At 40.5% G+C, this 23,647-nt stretch carries 21 protein-coding genes and 3 pseudogenes; 2 read left to right on the top strand and 22 right to left on the bottom strand.

Annotation, left to right across the window (positions count from 1 at the left end; genetic code table 11):
- Nucleotides 1-20 precede the first annotated feature (20 nt).
- Nucleotides 21-1,115, bottom strand: a complete 1,095-nt coding sequence (locus DWX73_RS01270) for a radical SAM/SPASM domain-containing protein (protein WP_118346332.1) — start codon at nt 1,113-1,115, stop codon at nt 21-23.
- A 90-nt stretch (nt 1,116-1,205) separates the two neighbouring features.
- Here DWX73_RS01270 and DWX73_RS01265 point away from each other — a divergent pair, with 90 nt between their 5' ends.
- On the top strand, nt 1,206-2,066 hold the full coding sequence (locus DWX73_RS01265) for a helix-turn-helix transcriptional regulator (RefSeq protein ID WP_118346331.1): 861 nt from the start codon (nt 1,206-1,208) through the stop codon (nt 2,064-2,066).
- A gap of 127 nt (nt 2,067-2,193) precedes the next feature.
- Here the strand turns inward: DWX73_RS01265 and gnpA are convergent, their stop codons facing one another.
- From gnpA to DWX73_RS01200, 14 genes and pseudogenes are all read right to left on the bottom strand, one after another.
- A complete protein-coding gene (gene gnpA, locus DWX73_RS01260) occupies nt 2,194-4,359 on the bottom strand; it encodes a 1,3-beta-galactosyl-N-acetylhexosamine phosphorylase (RefSeq protein WP_118346330.1) in 2,166 nt (721 codons plus the stop codon).
- A 190-nt stretch (nt 4,360-4,549) separates the two neighbouring features.
- A complete protein-coding gene (locus DWX73_RS01255) occupies nt 4,550-5,320 on the bottom strand; it encodes an acyl-CoA dehydratase activase (protein ID WP_118346329.1) in 771 nt (256 codons plus the stop codon).
- A gap of 19 nt (nt 5,321-5,339) precedes the next feature.
- Nucleotides 5,340-6,491: a double-cubane-cluster-containing anaerobic reductase gene (locus DWX73_RS01250; RefSeq protein WP_118346328.1), complete on the bottom strand. Its 1,152-nt coding sequence runs from the start codon at nt 6,489-6,491 to the stop codon at nt 5,340-5,342.
- Nucleotides 6,492-6,628: 137 nt separating this feature from the next.
- The gene (locus DWX73_RS01245; protein ID WP_118346327.1) at nt 6,629-7,636 is read right to left on the bottom strand and encodes a permease; all 1,008 of its coding nucleotides are present in this window, start codon (nt 7,634-7,636) and stop codon (nt 6,629-6,631) included.
- 21 nt (nt 7,637-7,657) lie between these two features.
- A complete protein-coding gene (locus DWX73_RS01240) occupies nt 7,658-7,906 on the bottom strand; it encodes a thioredoxin family protein (protein WP_118346326.1) in 249 nt (82 codons plus the stop codon).
- Between the two features lie 18 nt (nt 7,907-7,924).
- The gene (locus DWX73_RS01235) at nt 7,925-8,863 is read right to left on the bottom strand and encodes a CobW family GTP-binding protein (protein WP_147611938.1); all 939 of its coding nucleotides are present in this window, start codon (nt 8,861-8,863) and stop codon (nt 7,925-7,927) included.
- A gap of 180 nt (nt 8,864-9,043) precedes the next feature.
- Nucleotides 9,044-9,157, bottom strand: a pseudogene (locus tag DWX73_RS15710) (ArsR family transcriptional regulator); the annotation flags it as partial.
- A gap of 256 nt (nt 9,158-9,413) precedes the next feature.
- A complete protein-coding gene (gene ytvI / locus DWX73_RS01230; protein ID WP_118346324.1) occupies nt 9,414-10,532 on the bottom strand; it encodes a sporulation integral membrane protein YtvI in 1,119 nt (372 codons plus the stop codon).
- Between the two features lies 1 nt (nt 10,533).
- On the bottom strand, nt 10,534-11,136 hold the full coding sequence (yihA, locus tag DWX73_RS01225) for a ribosome biogenesis GTP-binding protein YihA/YsxC (RefSeq protein WP_118346323.1): 603 nt from the start codon (nt 11,134-11,136) through the stop codon (nt 10,534-10,536).
- Nucleotides 11,137-11,144: 8 nt separating this feature from the next.
- Complete coding sequence (gene lon / locus DWX73_RS01220) at nt 11,145-13,463, bottom strand: endopeptidase La (protein WP_118346322.1); 2,319 nt, start codon at nt 13,461-13,463, stop codon at nt 11,145-11,147.
- Nucleotides 13,464-13,542: 79 nt separating this feature from the next.
- Nucleotides 13,543-14,795, bottom strand: a pseudogene (gene clpX, locus DWX73_RS15375) (ATP-dependent Clp protease ATP-binding subunit ClpX).
- 75 nt (nt 14,796-14,870) lie between these two features.
- Nucleotides 14,871-15,452 (bottom strand): ATP-dependent Clp endopeptidase proteolytic subunit ClpP, encoded by a 582-nt coding sequence (gene clpP / locus DWX73_RS01210; protein WP_118346321.1) that lies wholly within the window; start codon nt 15,450-15,452, stop codon nt 14,871-14,873.
- 47 nt (nt 15,453-15,499) lie between these two features.
- A pseudogene (tig, locus tag DWX73_RS01205) lies at nt 15,500-16,784 on the bottom strand (trigger factor).
- Between the two features lie 115 nt (nt 16,785-16,899).
- The gene (locus tag DWX73_RS01200; RefSeq protein ID WP_118346320.1) at nt 16,900-17,583 is read right to left on the bottom strand and encodes a hypothetical protein; all 684 of its coding nucleotides are present in this window, start codon (nt 17,581-17,583) and stop codon (nt 16,900-16,902) included.
- Nucleotides 17,584-17,786: 203 nt separating this feature from the next.
- Between DWX73_RS01200 and DWX73_RS01195 the strand changes: the two genes are divergently transcribed.
- Nucleotides 17,787-18,230 (top strand): CYTH domain-containing protein, encoded by a 444-nt coding sequence (locus DWX73_RS01195; RefSeq protein WP_118346319.1) that lies wholly within the window; start codon nt 17,787-17,789, stop codon nt 18,228-18,230.
- A 51-nt stretch (nt 18,231-18,281) separates the two neighbouring features.
- Here DWX73_RS01195 and DWX73_RS01190 read toward each other — a convergent pair whose 3' ends face one another.
- The 7 genes from DWX73_RS01190 to DWX73_RS01165 all read right to left on the bottom strand — a co-directional run bounded on the left by DWX73_RS01190 (nt 18,282) and on the right by DWX73_RS01165 (nt 23,508).
- Complete coding sequence (locus tag DWX73_RS01190) at nt 18,282-19,547, bottom strand: extracellular solute-binding protein (protein WP_118346318.1); 1,266 nt, start codon at nt 19,545-19,547, stop codon at nt 18,282-18,284.
- Nucleotides 19,531-20,325 carry a hypothetical protein gene (locus DWX73_RS01185; protein WP_147334766.1) on the bottom strand — a complete coding sequence of 265 codons (795 nt, stop codon included), beginning with the start codon at nt 20,323-20,325 and terminating at the stop codon, nt 19,531-19,533. Before DWX73_RS01185 ends, DWX73_RS01190 begins: the two co-directional genes overlap by 17 nt.
- Nucleotides 20,326-20,548: 223 nt before the next feature.
- Complete coding sequence (locus tag DWX73_RS01180) at nt 20,549-21,328, bottom strand: carbohydrate ABC transporter permease (RefSeq protein WP_118346316.1); 780 nt, start codon at nt 21,326-21,328, stop codon at nt 20,549-20,551.
- A 2-nt stretch (nt 21,329-21,330) separates the two neighbouring features.
- Nucleotides 21,331-21,780: a carbohydrate ABC transporter permease gene (locus DWX73_RS15705; RefSeq protein ID WP_158556806.1), complete on the bottom strand. Its 450-nt coding sequence runs from the start codon at nt 21,778-21,780 to the stop codon at nt 21,331-21,333.
- Nucleotides 21,684-22,187: a carbohydrate ABC transporter permease gene (locus DWX73_RS13475; protein WP_158556805.1), complete on the bottom strand. Its 504-nt coding sequence runs from the start codon at nt 22,185-22,187 to the stop codon at nt 21,684-21,686. Before DWX73_RS13475 ends, DWX73_RS15705 begins: the two co-directional genes overlap by 97 nt.
- 50 nt (nt 22,188-22,237) lie before the next feature.
- Complete coding sequence (locus DWX73_RS01170; RefSeq protein ID WP_147334765.1) at nt 22,238-22,495, bottom strand: hypothetical protein; 258 nt, start codon at nt 22,493-22,495, stop codon at nt 22,238-22,240.
- A 149-nt stretch (nt 22,496-22,644) separates the two neighbouring features.
- The gene (locus DWX73_RS01165) at nt 22,645-23,508 is read right to left on the bottom strand and encodes a M56 family metallopeptidase (RefSeq protein ID WP_158556804.1); all 864 of its coding nucleotides are present in this window, start codon (nt 23,506-23,508) and stop codon (nt 22,645-22,647) included.
- Between the last annotated feature and the right edge of the window lie 139 nt (nt 23,509-23,647).

The following is a 23,647-nucleotide window of genomic DNA, read 5'->3' as shown; positions in this document are numbered from 1 at the left end:
ATATTTCTTTCTCCTCCCTCTTACCGGAGAGATTGGGCAATACGATACAGCATTGGTGCGGCTTCTTTCAGAAATTCCTGGTGGCCGCACCTTTTTTCTTGCAGATAGCATGTATTCTGCCGTTTACATCCACCGCGGCAGAGATTCCAGAAACTACATGTCTCGCAAATCTTTGGAACAACTTTTTCTTCCTGCAGAAATGTCTTCATTACCTCGCTTGTCAAAATCTCTTCCACCGTTTTTTCCCGCAGATTTCCACAACAATACTCGTCTAACACATAGAAATCACATGGATACACATTCCCGTCTGATTCTACAACAAGCTGTGCTGTACAAAATCCAAGCATCCCACACTGCTGCGGCGGACGGTCTGCAAACATCAGAAGAAGATTATCGAACAGTCCGATACTCATATAATCCCCCTGCATATAATCCGCAAGCCATATCCTGAACAAGCGCTTAAAAAACTTTTCATATCCATCTGCATCCAGTTCCCACTGTGTCTTACGATCCAGCTCTCCCAGACATGGAATACACTGCACATGGGAAATTCCCTGGCTTTTCATAAACTTATAATAAGCTTCCGGATGTGAAGCCAGCTGAGCCGTAATCACTGATAAAATATTATACTCTGCTCCTGCTCGCTTTAAATATCCGATCCCTTCCATAATCTTTCCGAACATTCCCTTACCTTTTTTGTCTATCCGGAACTTATTTGTATTTGACTCATATCCGTCCAGTGACACCCCTACAAGTACATGCTTCCTTGCAAAAAACTCTGCCCATGCCTCATCAATCAGTGTTCCGTTTGTCTGGATCGCATAAGCAAAGGTTCTGCCTCCTTTTTTCTTTTCTGCATAAGCTGTCAGCTTCTCATAAAATTCAAGACCGGCAAGCATTGGCTCTCCTCCCTGAAATGCCAGTGTAATATGCGCCGTATCACTTGTTTCTTGTATCGCCCGGTCGATCAGAAGCTCCATCAGGGCTTCGTCCATCATTTCACCGCACACGTTTTCTCTCCGGCTGCTCACATCTTCATAAAAACAATATGGACAATGGAGGTTACAGCGTGCAGATGCCGGCTTGATCAAAAATGACAGATATTCTAACTTCATCTTCCGTTTCTCCTACATTTTGTTTGAATTCTTCTTTCGTAACGATTATACTATTTGTATAAGATATTGTAAACTAAAGGAGGGCTCTCTATGAGTAACCGACGCTATCAGTTAGACGAAATCGAACTTCAAAAAATGAACATCCGCCTGCTGTACATTACCCAAGCCCGCTACGGCGCCGATTGGCATAGTGTTCCACACTCCCATCATTTTACAGAATTATTTTATGTAACAAAAGGCCGCGGCAAGTTTCTTGTCAACAACACCAAATTTGATGTACAGGAACACGATATGATCATTGTGAACCCTAATGTCTCCCACACAGAACTTGGAATTCCGGATGTTCCTCTTGAATATATTGCACTCGGGATCAACGGACTGCAGTTTACAAGCCATGACGATAACATTCCATACGATTACAGCCTTCACCATTTTGAGGAATACAACGAAGAAATATCATTTTATCTGAAGACATTACTTGCAGAAGTCCAGCGGAAAGAAGAAAGTTTTAACCTGATCTGTCAGAATCTGCTGGAAATTTTGATCCTGAATCTTGTCCGCCATACAAAAAAGAAGATTTCCATTGCCTCCGTTAAGAAGATTACAAAGGAATGTCGTTTCGTGGAACAATATCTGGACGAACATTTTAAAGAAGATATTACCCTTGAGACGTTAAGTAATCTGACTTACTTAAATAAATATTATTTAGTACATGCATTCAAGAGTTATAAAGGCATCTCACCTATTAACTACCTGATTGAAAAACGGATTACCGAAGCAAAAAATCTGCTGGAGACAACGAATTATCCCATCGCTAAGATTGCTACTATGATCGGCTTTTCTTCTCAGTCTTATTTTTCACAAGTATTTAAAAAAGAGACGTCCATGACACCGAATGAATATCGGAAGTGTTCTGACTTGAGCATGGAGAAGAAAGCAATCCTCTCATAGCCGCAGAACATTCTGCCAGACAGATATCCACAATACAAAAACAGGAGCCTTAACTGCCCACTCCGTTTGGAGAAGCCGTTATGTGCTCCTGTTTATTTATCTCCTCATAGATAAAACAGATTTCCTTTTAAATCTCGTACCAGATAATTTCATTTGCATCCAGATCCAGATCAAAACTTGTTCCATCACCTTTGTATACCGTTGTGCTCTGCGGTTCATATGTGTTGTTGACAACACAGTATTTTCCATTTTTTACATAGGCATGGACTTCTACATTGAAATTCGTGCTGAACCATTTGTGCAGATTTTCTTCATCGTGAGAAGACCAGATAATAGAACGGTATAACAGACGGCTGTTCTCGAAGCTGTATGGAAGTCCGCTGATATAAACGCAGCGTCCATCTCCAAATTCATTGACTGCCATCTGAACTTCTTTATCAATCTGACGCAGAATTGTTGTTCCGTCTAAGGCAAAAATATTCTTCTGTCCTTCACCAAAGTCGATATCCTTTGTACAGTCTTCTTTGATAAAGTGATCATGCTCTTCCCAGTTATACTTATCTGTGTTCAAGTTAAATCCGTTTTCTTTCTCTACTCCCAATGCATTTGCAAGCTGGAAGTAACGTCCTTCCCACTGATAAGCTGTCGGTTCTCCGACTCCAATGAAGCCGCCGCCATTGTAGATAAAGCTCTTCACTGCTGTGACAACGGTCTCGTCAATCCAGTTTGCTCCGCCGCTGTGAGCTGTGTAAGCGCCGCCTACATTGATGATAACATCAATATCATCTAAGATAGCCGGATTTTCTTTAATATCATCAAAGCTGATAAATCTTACATCAAATGGTGCACCGGATAATGCCTCAATGATTCCTGCATAAGAGTAGTTCTGTTTCTGATATAAAGCGTGATGAACCATATGATTTCCCCATGCTCTCATCTTCCCCCAGCTGTTAAGAACTGCAACTGTCTTAACACAGTACGGAGTTGTTCCTTTAATATTTTCATACAATGTACGGAACTCATCACATACACTTTCCACATAATCAATAAATTCCGGGAATTCCAGTGCAAGCTTCAGATAACCGCCGTATCCGATACGGTCGATCGGTTTTCTTAAAATAGCACGTCTTGCCGTTACCCAGTTTACCTTTGCCTCTTTTACCGGATCTCCGCCTTCGTGGAATGTATCCGGGAAGAAATACGGAAGGAAACGGCCTTCTGTATATTTCACATTTGGAATATCACTGATGAGCCGAAGTGTTGAACCATTTCCCACACTTCCTACTACTGCATCCAGGCCAATGGATTTGAATTCTTCCATAAATGGCTCTGTTCCAATCCAGTGATCTCCCAGGAACATCATTGCTTCTTTGCCAAGTTCATGTGTCAGATCAACCATTTCTTTTGCAAGTTTCGCAACTTCACGGCGCTGGAATGCCTGGAAATCACGGAATTCCTTAGATGGAATTCGATACTGGTTATTCATATATCCCTGATCAATAATGAATTCCGGACGGAACTTATATCCCACTTCTTTTTCAAACTGCTCCAAAATATATGGACTTACAGAAGCAGAATATCCATACCAATCCACATATTTCTCCCTCGCAAGTTCATCAAAAATCAATGTGAACTGATGGAAAAATGTTGTATAACGGATCACATCGATATGCGGATTGTCTTCAATATATTTGCGCAGACGCTTCATTGTGAATTCTCTTGTCTTCGGCTGGCGCACATCAAATGTAATCTGTTTTTCAACACCCTGCCAGTCATTGACAACTGCATTATACATATGTACCGGATCCCACATAATATAAGCAAGGAAGCTTACTGTATAATCATGGAACTTTTTCGCTCCGTGAATGGTTACATCTCCGGTTTCATCACTATAATCCCACTCTGATACCGGAACTACCTCGCCTGTTGTACGGTCGATGACTTCCCACCATCTCTGAATGTCATCATTGGAATTCACTTTCAGCATATCCGGATATAAATGATCCATCAAATGAATAGATAATTCTGTATCAACTGCTGTATGGAAAGATGTCATGATGTACATCTGCTGAATTTCATCCGGATTTGCCTTCGCCCACGCATTGTCCTTACGAGTTGTGTAATATGTTGAATATACTTTTGCATCCACATCCCGAAGCTCCGCCGGATAGTCTGTACCATCACAGTCACGGATTGCGTCTGCTCCCCAGCGTTTCACTAATTCTAATGTCTCTGGCACTACATCTACATCGGTCGGAATCGTTACTCTTCCTGTCAATTTCTCTTTGCTCATGATCCATCTCCTCTTCTTGCTTTCAAATCGTCTTTCAATTAATTTTAGTATACCTTTTTCCATTTATTGAATCTATAGAAATATTGTCGATAATTTTATATATATTGCTCCTTATCGATCTACTAAAAAAGAGCGCTGCCCTTCTGATTTTTTTAGAAGAGCAGGCTCTGTCCTACATAAAGTTTCTATGCTATTTTTTTCTTGACTTTTCTTCGGCAAGCAGTGACGCACCAAGCGCTCCGGCAAACCGCCCGAATTCATTTCTCTTTACCTTACGTCCGATCTTTCCGGAAAGCACTTCAGTAAAATACTCACTGTCACTTAATCCCCCTGTCAAAATGACTTCCTCCGGAAGATTCTTTCTCTGACAGAGCTGCGCTACTTTTGAAGCAACAGAATCTACAACACCAGCTGCAATATCTTCTCGTTTCTTTCCTTCTCCAATATAGTTAATGACTTCTGATTCTGCAAAAACTGTACAGAGCGAACTAATCGGAATCACTTCTCCTTTTGCTGCCAGAGCAAACAGATCCTGAAGTGTTACACCAAGACGGTTCGCCATGATTTCCAGAAATTTTCCGGTTCCTGCGGAACATTTATCATTCATTAGGAAATCTGACACCATTCCATTCTCCAGAAGAATCACTTTCGTATCCTGACCTCCAACATCAACAACAGCACAGTCCGTACTTCCGAGTTCCCGTCCGCCTCTTGCATGACAGGTAATCTCTGTGATTACATAATCCGCAAAATCTACTGCCACACGTCCATAACCGGTGGCAACAACTTTTGTATCATCTGCAAGCACATCTACTCCGGCTTCCTGAAGTCTGTCTTGAATAACCAGTGTCGTTTCCTTACTGCTCCATCCTGTCGGCATCACAAAATGCAGTTCTTTTCCGCCTGTTCTGACAACAACTTTTGACGCAGTTGAACCAATATCAATTCCTACATAATTCATTCCAAATAACCTCTCTGTCTTACAGCATCTCAATAAATGCTGCAATTCTTGTATTTAACTGTCCGATATCTGCCTGTGAATAATCAGTCTCTACTCCGATATATGGGATCCCTTTCTTCTCATTCACAAATCTGCGGATACCGTAAGCTTCCACATTATATGTATGACATGCCTGAAGCACCATTTCGACAACACCATCTACCTGATATTCATCAATCAATCTGCCAAGCAGTTCCAGACGGTTTGGATTCGGTGTCATAACAGAACATCCGATATCCAGATACCGGCGAGCCAGTGCATCGTAAACATCCGGATTCTCTTCATCTACCAGCTTATCAATAGATTTTGCTCCGCCGCAGTTCTCATATGTTACAACAATTCCTCCGTTATCTTCAATTGCTCTGATAACCTTCTCTGTTGCTCCTCCGATCGGACATCCTGTCACAAGAATACGCGGTTTCTTCTCTTCCATCTTTCCTTCTGCATATTCTCTCTCAATCTTCTCGACAAGTGCATCTACTTCTGCCGGAATCTTTGAACGGTCAAACTTGAATCCGCTTCCGTACAGTACTTTAAAGAGATCCTGACCTTTGATCGGAGCCGGATCATGCTTCATCACTTCATATAATTTTCTGAGAGAACGTCTTCCACGGTTGTTCATCTTAATCGCTTCGCGAATCTGGTCTTCTGTAATCGTTGTCTCAAATTTCTTTTCAAGATATTCTTTGAATTTGATCATTTCCTTCTTCCAGAGTACAAGTGCATCTTCACTCTGAGAATTTGGAAGCTCCATAAGATACACATCTTTGAACTCCGACATATATTCATACATTTTCTTCTTACCGTCACATGTTGTCTCGCCTACTACAACATCTGAAAAGTAGAAAAATGGACATTTATCTGTAGCTGCAAAACCATAACTGGATTTGATCAATGGACAAAGATTCTTTGGAAGTACCTTCTCCGCTTCAGAAATCGTCTCATCAGATGTGGAGCAAAGGCCTACTGTAGCTGCTCCCATCGCCAGCGCAATCTCCTGTGGAAAATATGTACAATATGCACCGACTACCGGCACGCCTTTGTCCTTCAGTTGTTTCATTGCTAAAAATGAATTCTTTCTCTGTTCTGCAAATTCCTCAAAAATTTCCGGAAGCTCTTTAATAATTTCCATGTTTGTCTCTATTCCTTTCCTGTCATTTGTATTCTCATTCACATCATGCTATTTTCATTGTAGCATTTACAACTTTCTGTGACTAATTCAAAAAACTAATATATCATTCAGACTTATAGAAAGTATCTATTCTTTATTTAGGAAAGGAAAAACCATGCCCCTGCGTTAAAGAGATATCCCACAAGAATAATCCCTCCCGTAACGATACCCGTAAAAACCAGGAGCAGTTTACGCTTCACTGCCTTGCTGAGCATTACAAGAGACGGAAGGGATAATGTCGTGACTGCCATCATGAAAGCCAGTATTGTTCCCAGACCTGCACCCTTCATCAAAAGACTTTCTGCAACCGGAATTGTTCCGAAAATATCTGCGTACATAGGAATTCCTACAAGAACTGCAAGCGGCACTGAATAAACATGTTTGCCTCCGAGAATTTGTTCTATCCAGGTTTCCGGAATGAGATTATGGATCATTGCGCCGATTGCTACTCCGGCAAAAATGTACGGAGCTACTTTTCGTATCGTTGACTTTACCTGCTCTTTCGCATATTCCAGCCGGTCTTTGACTGTCAGTTCCGGAAGTTCTGCATCCATGCTCGCCGCCTGTCGGATATAGTCTTCTACTTCCTGCTCTAAATGCAGCTTTTCAATCAGGCTTCCTCCAATAATCGCCACAATCAGACCAACAATCACATAGGCGAGTGCGATCTTTCCGCCAAAAATACTCATCAGAAGTGCAAGAGAACCAAGATCCACCATTGGAGAGGAAATGAGAAAAGAAAAAGTCACTCCGAGGGGCAGTCCTGCGCTTGTAAATCCCATAAAGATCGGAATCGAAGAGCAAGAACAAAATGGCGTTACGGTTCCGAGCAAAGCACCGATCACATTCCCTTTGAGTCCCTGAAATCTTCCAAGCAGCTTCTTACTGCGCTCCGGCGGAAAATAACTTTGAATATAGGAAATTCCAAAAATCAGTACTGACAGCAAAATAAATATTTTAATCAGATCATAGAAAAAGAAATTCAACATTCCTCCCATGATCGATTGTGCCGAAATTCCTGCCAGCTCCAGCAGATTTTGGATCAGTTCTTTGAGCCAATGCATTCCAAGTATCTGATTCTGAAAAAATAATCCAATCTCCCTCATATCAATTCCTCTTTTCCCACGCTATGCTTCGTTTGCACATTTTTTCAATTTTTCAACAAGCTTTGCTGTAGAAAGCACTTGACCTTTGACAATCACTTTTCCATCTACCATCAGAGATGGGGCCGCCATTACTCCAAGCCTTACAATCTCCAGCAGGTCTTCCACCTTCTCTACCGTAACAGATACCTTCAGTTCTTTTGCTGCCTCCAGTGTATTTGCATAGAGCGTATCACACTCTTTGCATCCTGCACCAATTACTTTAATTTCCATCTGTCTTCCTCCTGTTATCTAATTGCGAAGCTGCATCGGAACACCGACCGTCTGCTCCCATGCATGAAATAATTCCTTTATTAAAGTTGGACCAATTTTAGAAATAAACACAAGCTGTGAAGTTTCCTTCTCTTCACATGGTTTATAATCAATAAGTTTTCCTACCACATCAATCTGATTCCATCCTTCGTTGCTTAATCGGAAAAATCCTTTTACCCTGTGTACATCATTTTGAATCATTTCCAGAAACGCTTCCAGCTTCTCCCGATCAACTTCTCCTTCAAAATTCATAAACAATGTTTTTGGCTTTGTCTCGATAGAGTTTGTCGTTTCTTCCTCTTCTGCCCAATCGAACTGCATCAGATCTTCCTGTAAAAACTCTGCATAAAGATCATTTATCGAACTGATACCAATACGGCATACCGGATTGATCTCCCGAATTTTCTGTTTGAGTCTTAGAAGCACATCCATATCGACCAAATCCACTTTCGTAATGACAACTGCATGGGCATGCTTAATCTGACGGTAAACACCTTCTTCTTTCTCAATCTGTTCTTCAAAATTCACCGCATCTGCCAGACAGATTGTTCCGCTGTAATCATACTGTTTTTCACAAATCTGTGCTGCTGCTCTTAAAATCTCTTTCACATTGGAGGGATCACCGAATCCTGAACTTTCTACAAACAGATAGTCAAAGTCATAAGCTGACATTTCTGCAAGTGCCTGTACAAAGGACAACTTCAGACAGGAGCAGAAAATAGATCCCCGGTTAATTTCAACCATTTTAATATCATCGTCTCTTAAAATTTCTCCGTCAATACCCAGTTTCCCAAGCTCATTCTGAATGATTCCGATCTTCTTTCCTTCCAGTGTCCGCAATACGTTCTGAAGCAGCGTTGTCTTACCGGAACCAAGAAATCCGGTCAAAATATATAACTTTGTTCTCATCTCTTCCATCGTTTCTTTCTCCTCTCCTTCTGTTGTCCTTCCCTCTTTTTTTATGCCTGGACAGCCATAAATCTGAACTTCCTCCGGGAATTCTCTCTTCTGAAAGATTTCTCGGAGCATCTGCTGCAATTCATCACTGACCTCCTGATCAATAGAATAATGCATCCACTTTCCTTCTTTACGGCCTTTGACTAAGCCACTGTCACACAAAATCTTCATGTGATGAGACAGCGTAGGCTGACTGACATCTACAATTTCATTCAGCTTGCAGGCACATTTTTCTCCGCCCCTAAGATAATCCAGCAGCTTTAACCGATTCTCATCGCTCAGGCTTTAAAAACCTTTGCTTCTTTGACAAAATTTTCTTTCATTGCCTCTATCCACCCGCTTTTATATATTGATATTTATCTATCTGTTAGTAGATTAGCATATATAGAGATATATGTCAATATATAAATCTTTTAGCAATCATCCTTTTACGCAAAAAGCTTACAGCAATGATTTTCATTTCACTGCTGTAAGCTTTTTCATTTATTTTCTCTGTTATAGTTTTCTCCTGTTATTCCCGCAGGCTCAAGATTCCTTCTGCAAGAATTTTCACATCATCAATAATATAGTCAAAAGCTCCTGCCTTTACCATATTAATCACAATCATGCCAATCGGAACTGCCAGAAGAAGTCCGACTACGCTTCCGACTTTATATCCAATATAGAGTAATACTAACGTCACAATCGGATTCAAGCCCATACTGTCTCCTACAAGCTTTGGCTGAATTACCTGGCGGACAACCTGTGTCACAATATATAAAATCAACAGTCCTGCTGCCATTTTATAACCGCCAACCATAAACTTATAAATAATCCACGGAATCAAAATCGTACCTGTACCAAAAAATGGCAGCATATCGACAAGCGCAATAAGAATCGCCAAAAGGATTGTATAATTCACTCCCATAATCGTCAGTCCAAAAAATACAATCACTCCGACAACTGCCATAATTTTCAGCTGTGCCCGGAAATATCCTCCAATGGCATATCTGAAATTGTGACTTACCATCGCCATCCTCTTACGAATAGACTCCGGCGATACATGGATCAACCATTGAAGTACTTCTTCTCTGTCTACAATAAAGAAATACGCTGACATAATTGTTACGATTACCGTAACAAGCATGGACGGAATCCGCTTAGCAAGATTTCCGGCTGCTTCTACGGTCGGCTCGCTGATAGCGCTGATTAGCGTTCCCATATAGCTGTCAAGATTCTCCACCATATTTTGCCAGCCATTCTGGATTCCTTCCGGCAGACGTTCATAAAGCCCTGCCAGGTCATTTCCAATCTGCCGCAGTCCCATTTCCAGATCCTGATACATGGCCGGTACATCCTGGGCAAAACGCCCCACCTCCACAACAAGTTTCGAAATCCCCCAGTACAGTAAAAGTACAATGGCTGCCAACACTCCTACAACAATCAGAGCTGAACCGAATTTCTTTTTCATTTTTAACCTTGTTTCCAACCAGCATACCGGCCGGTATGCCAAAAGTGCGATCAGCCAGCCAATCACAAACGGAAGAAAAAAGCTCAAAAGCTTCACTCCCGCCACAATTACAATGCTGGTTGCGATCAGACTGGCGGCAAGACTTACCGCCACTTTCCAGTATGGACGTTTGTTTTCCACGTTACTCCACCTCTGCTTTGTTTAAAAACTCCCTCTCAATCAATTCCCACACTTCGTCTCTTCCCTGTTTTGTCTCAGAAGAAAATGGAATGACTTTTGTTCCCGGAACAAGATGCAGACCTTCTTTTAGAATCTTTACATTCTTTGCAATCTGGCTCCGCTTGATTTTATCAAGCTTTGTAGCAATAATAATCGGATGATATCCCTGACTCACAATCCACTCATACATCATTGCATCATTTGCCGACGGCGCATGACGGATATCCACAAGCAGGAATACTGCTTTTAACTGCTGGGATTTGTTTAAATAGCGTTCGATCAGTTTTCCCCATTGAATCTTTTCCTGTTCAGATACCTTTGCATATCCATAACCTGGAAGGTCTACAAGATACATTTCTTCATTGATATTATAGAAATTAATCGTCTGTGTCTTTCCCGGTGTGGCAGATACTCTCGCCAAAGACTTTCTGTTTAAAAGGGCGTTAATCAAAGAGGATTTCCCTACATTTGATTTTCCTGCAAATGCAACTTCAATCTTATCATTCTGAGGAAGTGTACTCGTAATTCCGCACACCGTCTCAAGATTTACACTTTTTATAACCATATTTGCTCCTATTGTACAAGTGCCTTTTCCAGCACTTCCTTCATCTGAGAGACAGGAATAATTTCCAATCCCTTTGTTATTTCCTGTGACAATTCTTCAACATCCGGCTGATTTTCCTTCGGTACAAACACCGTCTTCATTCCAGCCTGTTTTGCCGCCAAAAGCTTCTCCTTCAATCCACCGATCGGAAGGACGCGCCCTCTCAGCGTAATCTCTCCTGTCATTGCCAGATCTGCTCTGATTTTCCGCTCAGTTACCGCTGAAAAAATCGCTGTCGCCATAGTGATTCCGGCAGACGGTCCATCTTTCGGCACTGCACCTTCCGGAATATGAATATGAATATCATGCTTTTCAAAAAAGTCCTCTGAGATTCCCTGGCTCTCGCTGATCGAACGGATATAGCTGATTCCGGTTCTGGCAGACTCTTTCATCACATCTCCAAGCTGCCCTGTCAGTTGGATTTCTCCCTTTCCCGGCATTACATTTACTTCAATCTGAAGCGTATCTCCGCCAACGCTTGTCCATGCAAGCCCGCGCACAATACCAATCTCATCCGTATCGTTTTTCATTTGCGTATGATATTTTTCTTTGCCAAGATAATGTGTCAGATTCTGTTCTGTTACGCGAACGGTCTTCTTATTCTGTTCCATAATTTCTCGCGCTGTTTTCCTTGCAATCGTCCCGATCAGCCGCTCCAATTGACGCACTCCTGCTTCTTTTGTATAACTTTCGGCAATTTTCCAAAGCGCATTTTTGCTAATTCTCAACTGCTCCGGCAAAAGACCGTTTTTCTCAATCTGCTTTGGCACAAGATGCTCTGTGGCAATATGCATTTTTTCATTTTCTGTATAGCTGCTGATTTCAATTACTTCCATACGGTCAAGCAGCGGTCTTGGAATCGTCTGCAGCGTATTTGCCGTCGTAATAAATAATACTTCTGACAAATCTACCGGAACCTCCAGATAATGATCCCGAAACTTCACATTCTGCTCTCCATCAAGAACTTCCAACAGTGCAGAAAATGTGTCGCCCTTATAGTCTGTGCTGACTTTATCGATTTCATCCAATAACATGACCGGATTTTTTACTCCGGCACTTCTAAGACCATTGGCAATTCTTCCCGGCATTGCTCCCACATAAGTTTTTCTGTGTCCGCGAATTTCCGCCTCATCTCTGACGCCGCCAAGTGAAATACGCACATACGGCTTCTTTAATGCTCTTGCAAGTGATCTGGCGATAGATGTCTTTCCGGTTCCCGGCGGGCCCACAAGGCAAAGGATCGGACTGTCTCCCTTTTTCGTCAAGGCACGAACTGCAAGAAAATCCAGAATTCTATCTTTCACTTCTTCCAATCCGTAGTGGTCTTCTTCCAGAACCTGTTTTGCAAACTTAAGATCCGTGCTGTCTTTGGCTGCCCGATTCCACGGCATCTCAAGCATCGTTTCAATATATGTTCGGATGACACCGTTCTCCGCGGTACTCCCGATTGTATTTTTAAACCGTTTAATTTCCTTTTTCAGCTTCTCTTTGACTTCCTCCGGAGCTTCCAGCCGCTCAGTTGCTTCCTCGAATTCTTCCGCATCTGACAGTGCTGCCTCATCGCCCAGTTCCTCCCGGATCAACTTTAACTGTTCCCGAAGAATATATTCTTTTTGATGCTGGTCAATCCGCTCCTTTACTTTGTATTGGATCTCTTCTTTAATATCCATAATCTGCGTCTCTGTGGCAAGCTTCAGCGACAGCATCTCATAGCGCTTCATCAAATCGTCTTCATTCAAAAGCTGCTGAAGTTCTTCATACTGAAGCGGAAGGTTTGCTGAAATCTGCTCGATCAGTTCTTTTAAGTCTTTGATCGCCACAATTCTTGCAGCCAGCTCTTTCGTAATCCGAGGGCTTTTCGCTCCATATTCCATAAACAGATCTTTTAACCCGCGAATCATCCCTTCAATATTTACCGGACTGCCAAGATCCGGAACATAATCTTCCAACGGCGTAATCTCTGCAGTCAGATACGGCTCTGTCTGCTCTAATTTTACAAGCCGTGCCCTCTGTTCTCCGGTTACAAGTACTCTGAGAACATTTTTCGGCATTTTTAATACTTGCTTTACTTTCGCAATAATCCCGACACTGTAAAGCTCTTCCTGATCCGGTGTGTCGGTATCTATTTTTTTCTGTGTCACGAGAAATACCGTCTGGTCATTAAGCATCGCTTCCTGAACTGCCTTTACAGACCGCTCACGGCTGATGTCAAAATGTACCACCATTTCCGGCATCACCGTCATCCCGCGCAGCGCCACCGCCGGCAGGATCTTTTTTTGCTCACTCATCCAAGTATCTCCTCTCTGTTGCTTTTATCGTAATAACAGGCAGGCACTTATTCACACAAGTACCTGCCTGACATGTCATTTATGCGCTTTCGCCTGCTGCTACTGCTGTCGGAGAATATTCCGGTTCTCCTGTTCCTTCTACAGCAGCCTTTGTAATTCGGCAATAACTGATATTTTCATTTGACGGTACTTTATACATGGTATCCATCATCGCCTTCTCCATAATTGCCCGAAGTCCTCTTGCTCCGGTCTTTCTGGAAATTGTGATATCTGCAATCGCTTCCAGCGCTTCCTGTGTAAACTCAAGTTTTACACCATCAAGCTCCATTAGCTTCTGATACTGCTTCACGATAGAATTCTTCGGCTCCTGAAGAATCCGAAGCAGTGCCTCCCGGTCAAGAAGATCCAGTGTCACAACAACCGGAACACGTCCTACGAACTCCGGAATCATTCCGAATTTCACAAGATCCTGCGGCATCACTTCTTTCAAGACTGTGTCCATATCTCTCGACAGTTTCGATCCGACTTCCGCCTGGAATCCAATGGACTTCTTATCTGTTCTCGTCTCAATGATCTTATCAATTCCTTCAAATGCTCCACCACAGATAAACAGAATATTTGTCGTATCAATCTGCATAAGTTCCTGATGCGGATGCTTTCTTCCTCCCTGCGGAGGACTGATGCAACAGTTCCCTCAAGAATCTTTAAAAGCGCCTGCTGCACACCTTCACCGGATACATCTCTTGTAATAGATGGATTTTCGGATTTTCTTGTAATCTTATCAATCTCATCCAGATAAATAATTCCATATTCTGCACGCTGGATATCGCCGTCTGCTGCCTGGATCAGTTTCAGGAGAATGTTCTCCACATCTTCTCCGACATAGCCAGCCTCTGTCAGTGCAGTTGCATCTGCAATTGCAAACGGTACGTTAAGCATTCTTGCCAGCGTCTGTGCCAGCATCGTCTTACCGCATCCTGTCGGTCCAAGCAAAAGGATATTGCTCTTTTGAAGTTCTACACCGAGATCCCGCTCCGCCATAATCCGCTTATAATGATTATACACAGAAACTGCCAGAACCTTCTTTGCCTCATCCTGTCCGATGACATAATCATCAAGAAACGCTTTGATTTCTTCCGGTTTCATCAGATTAATATCATCGAAAATATTATCTTCTTCGTATTCAAATTCTTCTTCAATAATCTCGGAACATATTTCCACACACTCATCACAGATAAATATGTTATTCGGTCCCGCAATTAGTTTTCTGACCTGGGACTGTGGTTTGTTGCAAAAAGAACATCTCACAGTGTCTCCTATTTTCGCTGCCATTTCTTCACCTCAGCCATATTTCTATTGATAGACACAAAGGAGTTGCTCTAAGAGAACAACTCCCAGTGTGTAAGATTAACGACTTGTAACAACTTCGTCAATCAATCCATACTCTTTTGCTTCCTGAGCGCTCATGAAATTATCGCGCTCTGTATCTCTCTGGATTACCTCCAGCGGCTGTCCCGTATTTGCAGCCAGAATTGTGTTTAACTTATGACGGGTTTTAATAATATGCTCTGCAGCGATCTGAATCTCTGTTGCCTGTCCCTGCGCACCGCCGGACGGCTGGTGAATCATAATCTCTGCATTCGGAAGTGCAAGACGCTTTCCTTTTGTACCGCCTGACAACAGGAAAGAGCCCATACTTGCGGCCATTCCCATACACATTGTAGATACATCACATTTGATGTACTGCATTGTATCATAAATTGCCATTCCTGCTGTAACAGATCCTCCCGGACTGTTAATATACATATGAATATCCTTATCCGGATCTTCTGCTTCCAGGAACAGGAGCTGCGCCACAATTACACTCGCCAATCCATCTGTTACTTCCTCTCCAAGAAAAATAATACGCTCTTTTAACAGTCTGGAATAAATATCGTAAGAACGCTCTCCGCGGCTGTTTTGTTCAATGACATAAGGAATTACGCTCATATATCTGCCTCCATCTTTCTATAAACATTTCAAATTTGAAACGGTTCTTACTCTTCTACTGCATTCTCAGCAACGAATGTAACAGCTTCCTGAACAGCCATATCTGCTTCATCTGCTCTTTCTCACGGTCTCCCATGAATCCTAACAGCTTATCTGCTCCATTCCGTAAGCTTTTGCCATCTTCTCAATCTCTTCCATGAACTTCTCTTCGCTCACTTCAATGTTCTCTGCTGCAACGATTGCTTCAAGAACAAGTCTTGTCTGGATTCTCTTAAGAGCCTGTGGGCGCAGTTCTTCTATCATCTGCTCTGCTGTCACACCTGTAAACTGGAAGTACTGATCCATTGTAAGTCCCTGCTGCTGAATTCTCTGTGCAAAATCATTTGCCATCTGATTCGCTTCTGTATCGATCATTGCTTCCGGAATCTCCATCTGCGCATTCTCTACTGCTTTTTCTACTGCCTGGTCTTCTCTTTTTCTCTTGCCGTCAGCAGCTTTCTGCTCTTTGATCTTTGCTTTTGTATCAGCTTTTAATTCCTCTAATGTTGCAAATTCAGAAATCTCTGCTGCAAATTCATCATCTAATTCCGGAACTTCTTTTACGCTGATCTTATGTACTGTACATTTGAATACAGCCGGTTTGCCCTTTAATTCTTCTGCATGGTAATCTTCCGGGAATGTTACATTTACTTCTGTCTCTTTCTCAAGCTCTGCTCCGATCAGCTGTTCTTCGAATCCCGGAATGAAAGCTCCTGATCCGATTGTCAGCGGATAGTTCTCGCCTTTTCCGCCTTCAAATGCAACGCCGTCAACAAATCCTTCAAAATCAAGAACAACATCATCTTTATCCTGAACTGCACGATCTGTTACTTCAACGATTCTTGCATTCTTTTCAGCTTCCTGAGTTAATTTTTCTTCGATTTCTTTTGCTGTTACGCGTGTAGATGTCTTATCTACTTTCAGTCCTTTATATTCTCCAAGTGTTACTTCCGGTTTCACTGCTACTTCTGCTGTGAAGATGAAAGCTTTTCCTTTTTCAATCTGTGTTACTTCGATCTTCGGCTGAGAAACGATCTCGATATCTGCTTCATCATATGCTTTTGCATACTCTCTCTGAATCAGAGCATTTGCTGCATCGTCAAAGAAGATTTCTGCTCCGTACATTTTCTCTACCATTGCGCGAGGAGCTTTTCCTTTACGGAATCCCGGAAGGCTGATGTTTTTCTTCTGTTTGTTATATGCACCCTGAAGTGCTTTCTCAAATTCTTCTGCTGAAACTTCGATTGTAAGTTTTGCCATGTTTTTTTCTAATTTTTCCACCTGTAAACTCATTTTTAGTGTTTCCTCCTTAAAATATATGCTTTCCGGCTGCTGCTCAGCCGTACTTAATGCCAAATATACATACTCGCAATCATTGAATTAGTATATCATAAAGTCTTTCAAAATGCTAGTCTTGAATTTCATCTAAACGCAGTATTTTTACGATTAATTCATCAAGATCTTCATCTGCAATAGCATATTCCTTCTTTTCATTCCTCGCAACCGTTACTTTTAGCGTCTTTTCTTCTCCATAACTGATTTCTTTCCAATAGGTATTCAGAAGTTCATAAGAATGTCTGATAAACTCTGTCTGCATCTGTTCATTGATTTCTTTCTCTGTCCCTTTGTACTCTCCGTTTTTTGCTTTCTGCATGATCTCTTCCGAGTCCTGCTGCACTCCTGCTACAAATTTAGGAAATACGTCCACCGGTTCGTACTCTACAGAAACTTCATATTCATGTTTTCCCGTTTCTTCAACTTCTGTTACCTCATAACGCATTACGAGAAAAATCTGTCTGCATACCTCAATAAAATCATTACGCATCCCTTCACTGACTTGCATTCCGCCGATAATATTGCGATCAACAAATGAAATAATTTCTGTCTCGTATTCCTTCTCAAGATCCGCTTTCGTTTCTTTCTCCGTAAAAGTCAAAGCCTTCGTCACATCCCCCTGAAACATCTGATCCAGCTTCGCTTCTACAAATCCTTTTGCATCAAATGCCTTCCCACAGGCAGTCAGCGCTCCTGCAGTAAAAAACAGCATAAGAATCATTCCGGCAAATTTCTGTAATCTTTTTATTTTCCTCATTTTCCACCTCTGTCTCACCGCATTTTCTATGCTTTTCTGAAAAAGAATCTATCTTGCATTTTACCAAAGCCACTTAGAAAATTCAAGTAAAAGGACATTTGTGCTTCCCGGTTCTTCTCTCCTTTACATTTCCTTTGTCCTGTATTATGATACTCTGGTAGAAAATATCAGACATCAGCTAATTGTCAAAGGAGATTCAGCCAATGGAAATCGAACGCAAATATCTTATCCACACTCTCCCTGAGAATCTGGAAAACTATCCGCACCATATAATCGAACAAGGGTACTTATCCACCGAACCGGTTGTCCGTATCCGCCGCGATAACGATGAATATATCTTAACTTATAAATCAAAAGGGCTTATGGTGCGGGAAGAATATAATCTTCCCCTTACAAAAGACTCCTACATGCATTTGCGTGAGAAAATCGACGGACGTCTCATTATAAAAAAACGTTATCTGATTCCTCTTTCAAATGAATTAACAATCGAACTTGACATATTCGGAGGCGATCTTGCGCCGCTTATGTTGGCAGAAGTGGAATTTCCGGACGAAACTTCCGCTAACAGCTTCACTCCGCCTAAATGGTTTGGAGAAGACGTAACATTTTCCGGCGAATACCATAACAGCCGGCTCAGCCGAATCTAACAAATAAAGCGCCGTAGAATCCATTATTGGATCTGCTACGGCGCTCTTCTACTATTCCTGCAATTGCATTTTCATCAGATCATAACGCTTTTTCGCAAAATCTTTCATTGTCATATGATCTTCCGGTTTAAAATGTGCAGCCTCCATATACGAATCCGCCAATGTTTTTTCAATATCAGAATAAAATCTTACCGTTTCAATTTGTTTATTCATTTCTCTGATCTGGTTCGCATCTTGAGCATTTATATCTTCCAGTTTTTTTTCTAAAGCATTTTCATGCACCGGGAATTGATCCTTTTCCGCCAGAAATCCCGCACCATATACAATGTCATTTTCTTTCATGCCCTGTCCTGTCATAATTTCATCACTCAACAATGTATCCAAAAATGAAAATGCTTCTTCTGGTTGTTCTGTATTTCTATTTACTGCAGCGTACAGCGTTACATTCGCGGTAATTCCACTGTCAATATTTTTTACCGGCCATAATGCATGCGATGTATTTCTCTCCCCCTTTAAAAACGCGACAGTATGATCTAAATATGGTCCAACCAACACTTTATTCCTATATTCCGCACCTTGTTCTTCTAAAAGCTTTAAGCCTTCTTTCTTAAAATTAATCGCTTTTTCAAGTTGTTCTTCCAACAGATTCTCTGACAACAAAAGCTTTTCTTTCTCATAATCAGCAATTTCCCCCACAGCATATCGAAACTGTACCATCATCGTTCCTTGTAAGTCGCATTGCAGCATCTCATTTTCGGTATTCATAAGATCATTCCAGTTATCAGGAAAATCCCGGATCATTTCCTCCATCTCTCCCGGATATGCATAAAGCCCATATTCATAATAAAGTGGTAAAATAACTTGTCCTTCCTCTGTCTGTCCTGCTTTCATAATTGTAGAATTCCAGTTATTCAAATTCATATATTTCGCATCCTGAATATACTCGTCCAATGGCAAAAATGTATCTGTGTACATGATTTTTTCCGGATTAGGAAATAGCACATTCTGTTTCTCAGAAGCCATTGGATTGATACCGGACAAAATAAAGATATCCGGACCTTCACCAGACATAATTTCCGTCCGTAATTCAGAGAGCTTGATTTCATTTTCCGCAGTATTTGGAGGTAAAACAAGAAATTCTATTCTTGTTCCTTTATTTTGTTTTTCCCACAATTTTGCAATCGTGTCTAAATGCATTTTCACACTCTCTTCTGTGCAAACTGTTACTACATTTTCTTCTGTTTCTTTATTACTGCATCCGGTTAACCCACAAAATACGCATACGCTAAATAAAAATACTTTACTTTTTTTCTTCATACATACCGCCTCCTCTCTTCCGATACCATTTTCTTCCTACAAGCAACATAACTCCTGCTACAGCTCCGATACCTATCATTATAATTGATATGATACTATTTTGACTAAACTCCTGTATCACGCTAAGCGCCTCTGTGCTTTGAAGTTGCCTTAATGCCTGAAATACTTCTGTCAGTTCTTTTTGATAATAGCTTAGTTCGAATATATTTTGTCTCGGTAAGAATGCTGAAGGCAGGGCAAGTTTTTCAGTGATCTTCTGAAATATAACAAGTAAAAAAAGAACACTTCCGCCATAAATGCTTATCCTGAATTTGTTATTTTTACAGTTTTTTATACTGCTCCAACTGCCGATCCAGAGGAAAATCATAATGATGCTTATTGCCAAAAGAATTGATATCTGTGGAAAACTTTTTCCTAAACTTCTAATATCTTCTAAATGCCAGATACGCACATTTTCTGAAAGATTTAGTTCATCTTTCAGCTGCTTTTCAATAAAAGGACTTTGTCCTTGATACGAAATCATCATAGCATCTTGATTTTCTGCTAATATAGTGACTTTGTCCCACATATTTTCTTTTTCATTCAAACCATTTTCAGGAATTTCTCTCATTCCTTTTATCAAATAATTTTCTGTCTTTCCTGCAATCTGTGAAATTGCTCTAATACGCGTTCCCTGCATAACCGGTTTCGATGCATAAACGATATATTTTTCAAAGCTTCCCGAAATTATAACTTTACCATCAACTATCTGATAATCTTCCGGCGCAACTTCTTCCAAATATGTTCCTGAATTCCAGCCACTGCCTTTTATTTCTTTGTATAAATGCACTCCTGTCTCATCTGTCTCCAAAGACGAATACGGTAGTTCTAATATTCCATCATTATTACTTTCTGCGACTATAACCTGCGCTGTCATCTGTTCTTCAATCCACAATGATAAAAATGTACAAAGAATTAATCCACAAATTACCGGCAAAAACATATATATAACTTTTCTCATATTACTTCGCCTCCCCCGGTACAATCCCCTCTACCAGTTCCTTATTAAAGCAAGAAAAGAAAAAGAGTGGCGGCAGGAATACAAGAATACACCCTGTGAGCTGCTGTGTAAGCGTTTCTGCCGATGCATATGCAAGTGCAACTGAAAGCGGATATTTCTGAAAGTCTTTTAAATATGCAATCGGCTGCTCCACCATATTCCACGCATCCAGAAACGATAACAGTCCAACACATACAATACTTCCTTTGACGATTGGCGCTGCTACACGAATAATGATCTGAATCAGCGAACATCCATCCAGCTTTGCCGCATCAATCACTTCATTAGATACTGCTTTAAAACTCTGTGTCATAATAAAAGTTCCGAGCGGCACAAAAATCATAGGAAAGATCAGCGCCTTATCTGTTCCAAGAATATCCAACCTGTCAAGAATAATATAGTTTGGAATCAGCGTCACCTGAAGAGGAAGTACCATCAAAATCATCAAAAAGAAAAACATCGCCTGTTTTCCGGCAAATTCATATTTTGCGAAACCAAATCCTGCCAGTACAGATACTGCTACCTGCCCTGCCACAATACAGAAACAAATACCGAGACTTCTCCAAAAACGGATCAAATACTGAGACGTTCCGAGAAACACATCATAATATGACTGAAAAGAGATTCCACTTCCCGGCTGCCAGAAGCTTCTGACAAAAATTAATAAAAACGGCACAATACAAAGCATTACAAGAAGTGAAGCAAACAGCGTATGTAGTATGTGAAGAGATGTTTTTTTCATTTCTATACCTCCCTTCTCCTGATCCAACTATAAAAAATACCGACAACAATTGTTATCACCGCAAACATAAGAACCGATGCAACTGACAATTTGTTGTAATTAAAATTTTCAAAACTGTTATTTATAAAATGCTGCAGCATATAAATGTCTGGATTTGGGTGTTTTCCGCCAATCAGAAAGATTTCCCGAAAACATTTAAAAGCATTGATCATTGAAAACAACAGCGCAAAAAATACAGAATGCCACATCTGAGGTGTTGTAACATAACGAAACTTCTGAAAACTTCCCGCCCCATCTATTTCCGCCGACAAATACTGATTTTCTGAAATCGTGATAAGCCCTGACAGCAACAGGATTATACTGTAACCAATATTTTTCCAGAGATATAAAATAACTGCAACACCAAGCGCCCAAGAAGTCTCCAGCCACTTCTCACGCCCTCCCCCAACCAAAGCCAGAAATCTGTTGACGCTCCATTTTCCGCGAATAGCATCTCTACGAGAAACACTGTTCCGACAATTGGCATAATATACGGAAACATTAAAACTGACTTCAGCACTTTATAACGTCCAACGTATTTCTTCAGCATCAGCGCAATTACATAAGACAGAAGGAGAATCAGCGGAAGTCCAATCATGAGAAACTTCAACGTGTTCCGACATGCCAGCAGAAACATTTCATTTTGCAGCATTTCCCGATAATTTTCCAGTCCGACAAAGGTTGCGCTTCTCCCCGCACTGCTCTTTACCGAATAGCAGAGCATCATGCAAAAAGGGACTGCATAAAACACAAGGCACCCCAGTAGTAACGGTGACACAAGAAGATAACCCTTTACTGCATTATTACGATTGTATTTCATACATATCCCTCCTTAAATTATCCGGCAGCATCTATCAATAGCCTTTTATTTTATACCGGTATCCAATTAGTAAGCCATTCCCCTCGTGTTATAGACCACAAACGTTTTTCTCGAACACCGTTATTCATCCGATAATACCAACGTGTTTCTTCTGTACGCTTATTTTTTACAGATATTTCTTTACGACTATTCCTGTATGAAACGGAACTAGTTAAATTCTCTCTTGCCATAATAACGCATACATTTTCCATAATGCTAATTAAAACTAAAATAAACAGAAATAGTTTTTTATATTTTTTTATCATCACAGACACTTTACTCCTCAGAAATAATTTCCATATCTTTGTATTTATCATCCTTAATGTCTTCTTTTGTTAGTTCTTCATAGAGTTTTCCGTTAATGTCTTCTTTTGTTAGTTCTTCATAGAGTTTTCCGTCTTTAAAAAATAAATACTTATTATCCTTTGTGTATAAATAAAATCATAGAGTTTTCCGTCTTTAAAAAATAAATACTTATTATCCTTTGTGTATAAATAAAATCATATGTCGAAGATTCATAAATCTCATCTTCTTCCGGCAAATAGCGCGGCTGTAAGATTATAAAATACGACGATAGAAACATTAGAAAAATTATTAAATAAAAACTAAAACGCTTACCTCTTTTCCGTTTTACATCCATAAGAATACTTTCAAATCTCTGTTTTGTCAGTTGATATGCAGAAGTATGAATCAACGCGCTAGAAACCAATTCTCCTCTGTGATCATTTGTTTGACGCAAAACTTTTATAATCATATTCAAATATGAAACTTTTTCGTTTTTAGATGCACTTTTAAGCAACATGGTATCACACCGCATTTCTAAAAAATGATCCATTTTTTTCCAAAGCAACAGCATAATCGGATTCCACCAGAATATCATTGTAATCACAAGTATGATCATTTTAATTAATGTATCATGATTACGAATATGTTGAATTTCATGGTTAATTATCAAACGCCACTCTGATTCATCCAGCTCAAGATCTGGCAGATATATATGTGGTTTACATATTCCCCATACTTTTGGAACACTTATTTGTGGTGATATAACTATATCAATTTTGTCGAATTCAGATTCCTCTATAAATGACAATGTCTTTTCAGGTTTGATTTTTTTCAACTTTTTTAAAGTGTAAATGTCCATAACAAATGTCCGACTTACATATAGGAAAAAAAGCAAGCTTCCACTCCCCCAGAGAATCAGAAAAACAGGTTTCATCTCTTCTAAATCCGTATGAAAAAACAGTAGTATTTTTTCAAGCGGATGCAAAATATAATCCAAATCAATTATTTTTGCCCAGTATATATCTAACGGAATCAGAAGTCGTATTATTGATAGAACTATAGAAAACAGAATAAAATGAATACCATACGCCGCAATAAAAGATGTTTTTTTTAGCAAATATCAATACGATTATTAA

This window comes from Coprococcus sp. AF21-14LB (genome assembly GCF_003458885.1).
GTDB lineage: Bacteria > Bacillota > Clostridia > Lachnospirales > Lachnospiraceae > UBA9414.
Note: the sequence above shows the minus strand (reverse complement) of the source record. Positions and strands in the feature narration are given on the sequence as shown.

Bases quoted from the DNA above. Each gene is read 5' to 3' on its own strand.
- DWX73_RS01240 (WP_118346326.1), bottom strand. From the start codon at position 7,906: ATGGAAATTAAAGTAATTGGTGCAGGATGCAAAGAGTGTGATACGCTC.
- DWX73_RS01270 (WP_118346332.1), bottom strand. From the start codon at position 1,115: ATGAAGTTAGAATATCTGTCATTTTTGATCAAGCCGGCATCTGCACGC.
- DWX73_RS01265 (WP_118346331.1), top strand. From the start codon at position 1,206: ATGAGTAACCGACGCTATCAGTTAGACGAAATCGAACTTCAAAAAATG.
- DWX73_RS01190 (WP_118346318.1), bottom strand. From the start codon at position 19,547: ATGAAGAAAAAAAGTAAAGTATTTTTATTTAGCGTATGCGTATTTTGT.
- DWX73_RS01255 (WP_118346329.1), bottom strand. From the start codon at position 5,320: ATGAATTATGTAGGAATTGATATTGGTTCAACTGCGTCAAAAGTTGTT.
- gnpA (WP_118346330.1), bottom strand. From the start codon at position 4,359: ATGAGCAAAGAGAAATTGACAGGAAGAGTAACGATTCCGACCGATGTA.
- DWX73_RS01245 (WP_118346327.1), bottom strand. From the start codon at position 7,636: ATGAGGGAGATTGGATTATTTTTTCAGAATCAGATACTTGGAATGCAT.
- yihA (WP_118346323.1), bottom strand. From the start codon at position 11,136: ATGGTTATAAAAAGTGTAAATCTTGAGACGGTGTGCGGAATTACGAGT.
- DWX73_RS13475 (WP_158556805.1), bottom strand. From the start codon at position 22,187: ATGAAATACAATCGTAATAATGCAGTAAAGGGTTATCTTCTTGTGTCA.
- DWX73_RS01235 (WP_147611938.1), bottom strand. From the start codon at position 8,863: ATGGAAGAGATGAGAACAAAGTTATATATTTTGACCGGATTTCTTGGT.
- clpP (WP_118346321.1), bottom strand. From the start codon at position 15,452: ATGAGCGTAATTCCTTATGTCATTGAACAAAACAGCCGCGGAGAGCGT.
- DWX73_RS01180 (WP_118346316.1), bottom strand. From the start codon at position 21,328: ATGAAAAAAACATCTCTTCACATACTACATACGCTGTTTGCTTCACTT.
- DWX73_RS01250 (WP_118346328.1), bottom strand. From the start codon at position 6,491: ATGGAAATTATTAAAGAGCTTCCGGAAATTTTTGAGGAATTTGCAGAA.
- lon (WP_118346322.1), bottom strand. From the start codon at position 13,463: ATGAGTGAGCAAAAAAAGATCCTGCCGGCGGTGGCGCTGCGCGGGATG.
- DWX73_RS01195 (WP_118346319.1), top strand. From the start codon at position 17,787: ATGGAAATCGAACGCAAATATCTTATCCACACTCTCCCTGAGAATCTG.
- DWX73_RS01200 (WP_118346320.1), bottom strand. From the start codon at position 17,583: ATGAGGAAAATAAAAAGATTACAGAAATTTGCCGGAATGATTCTTATG.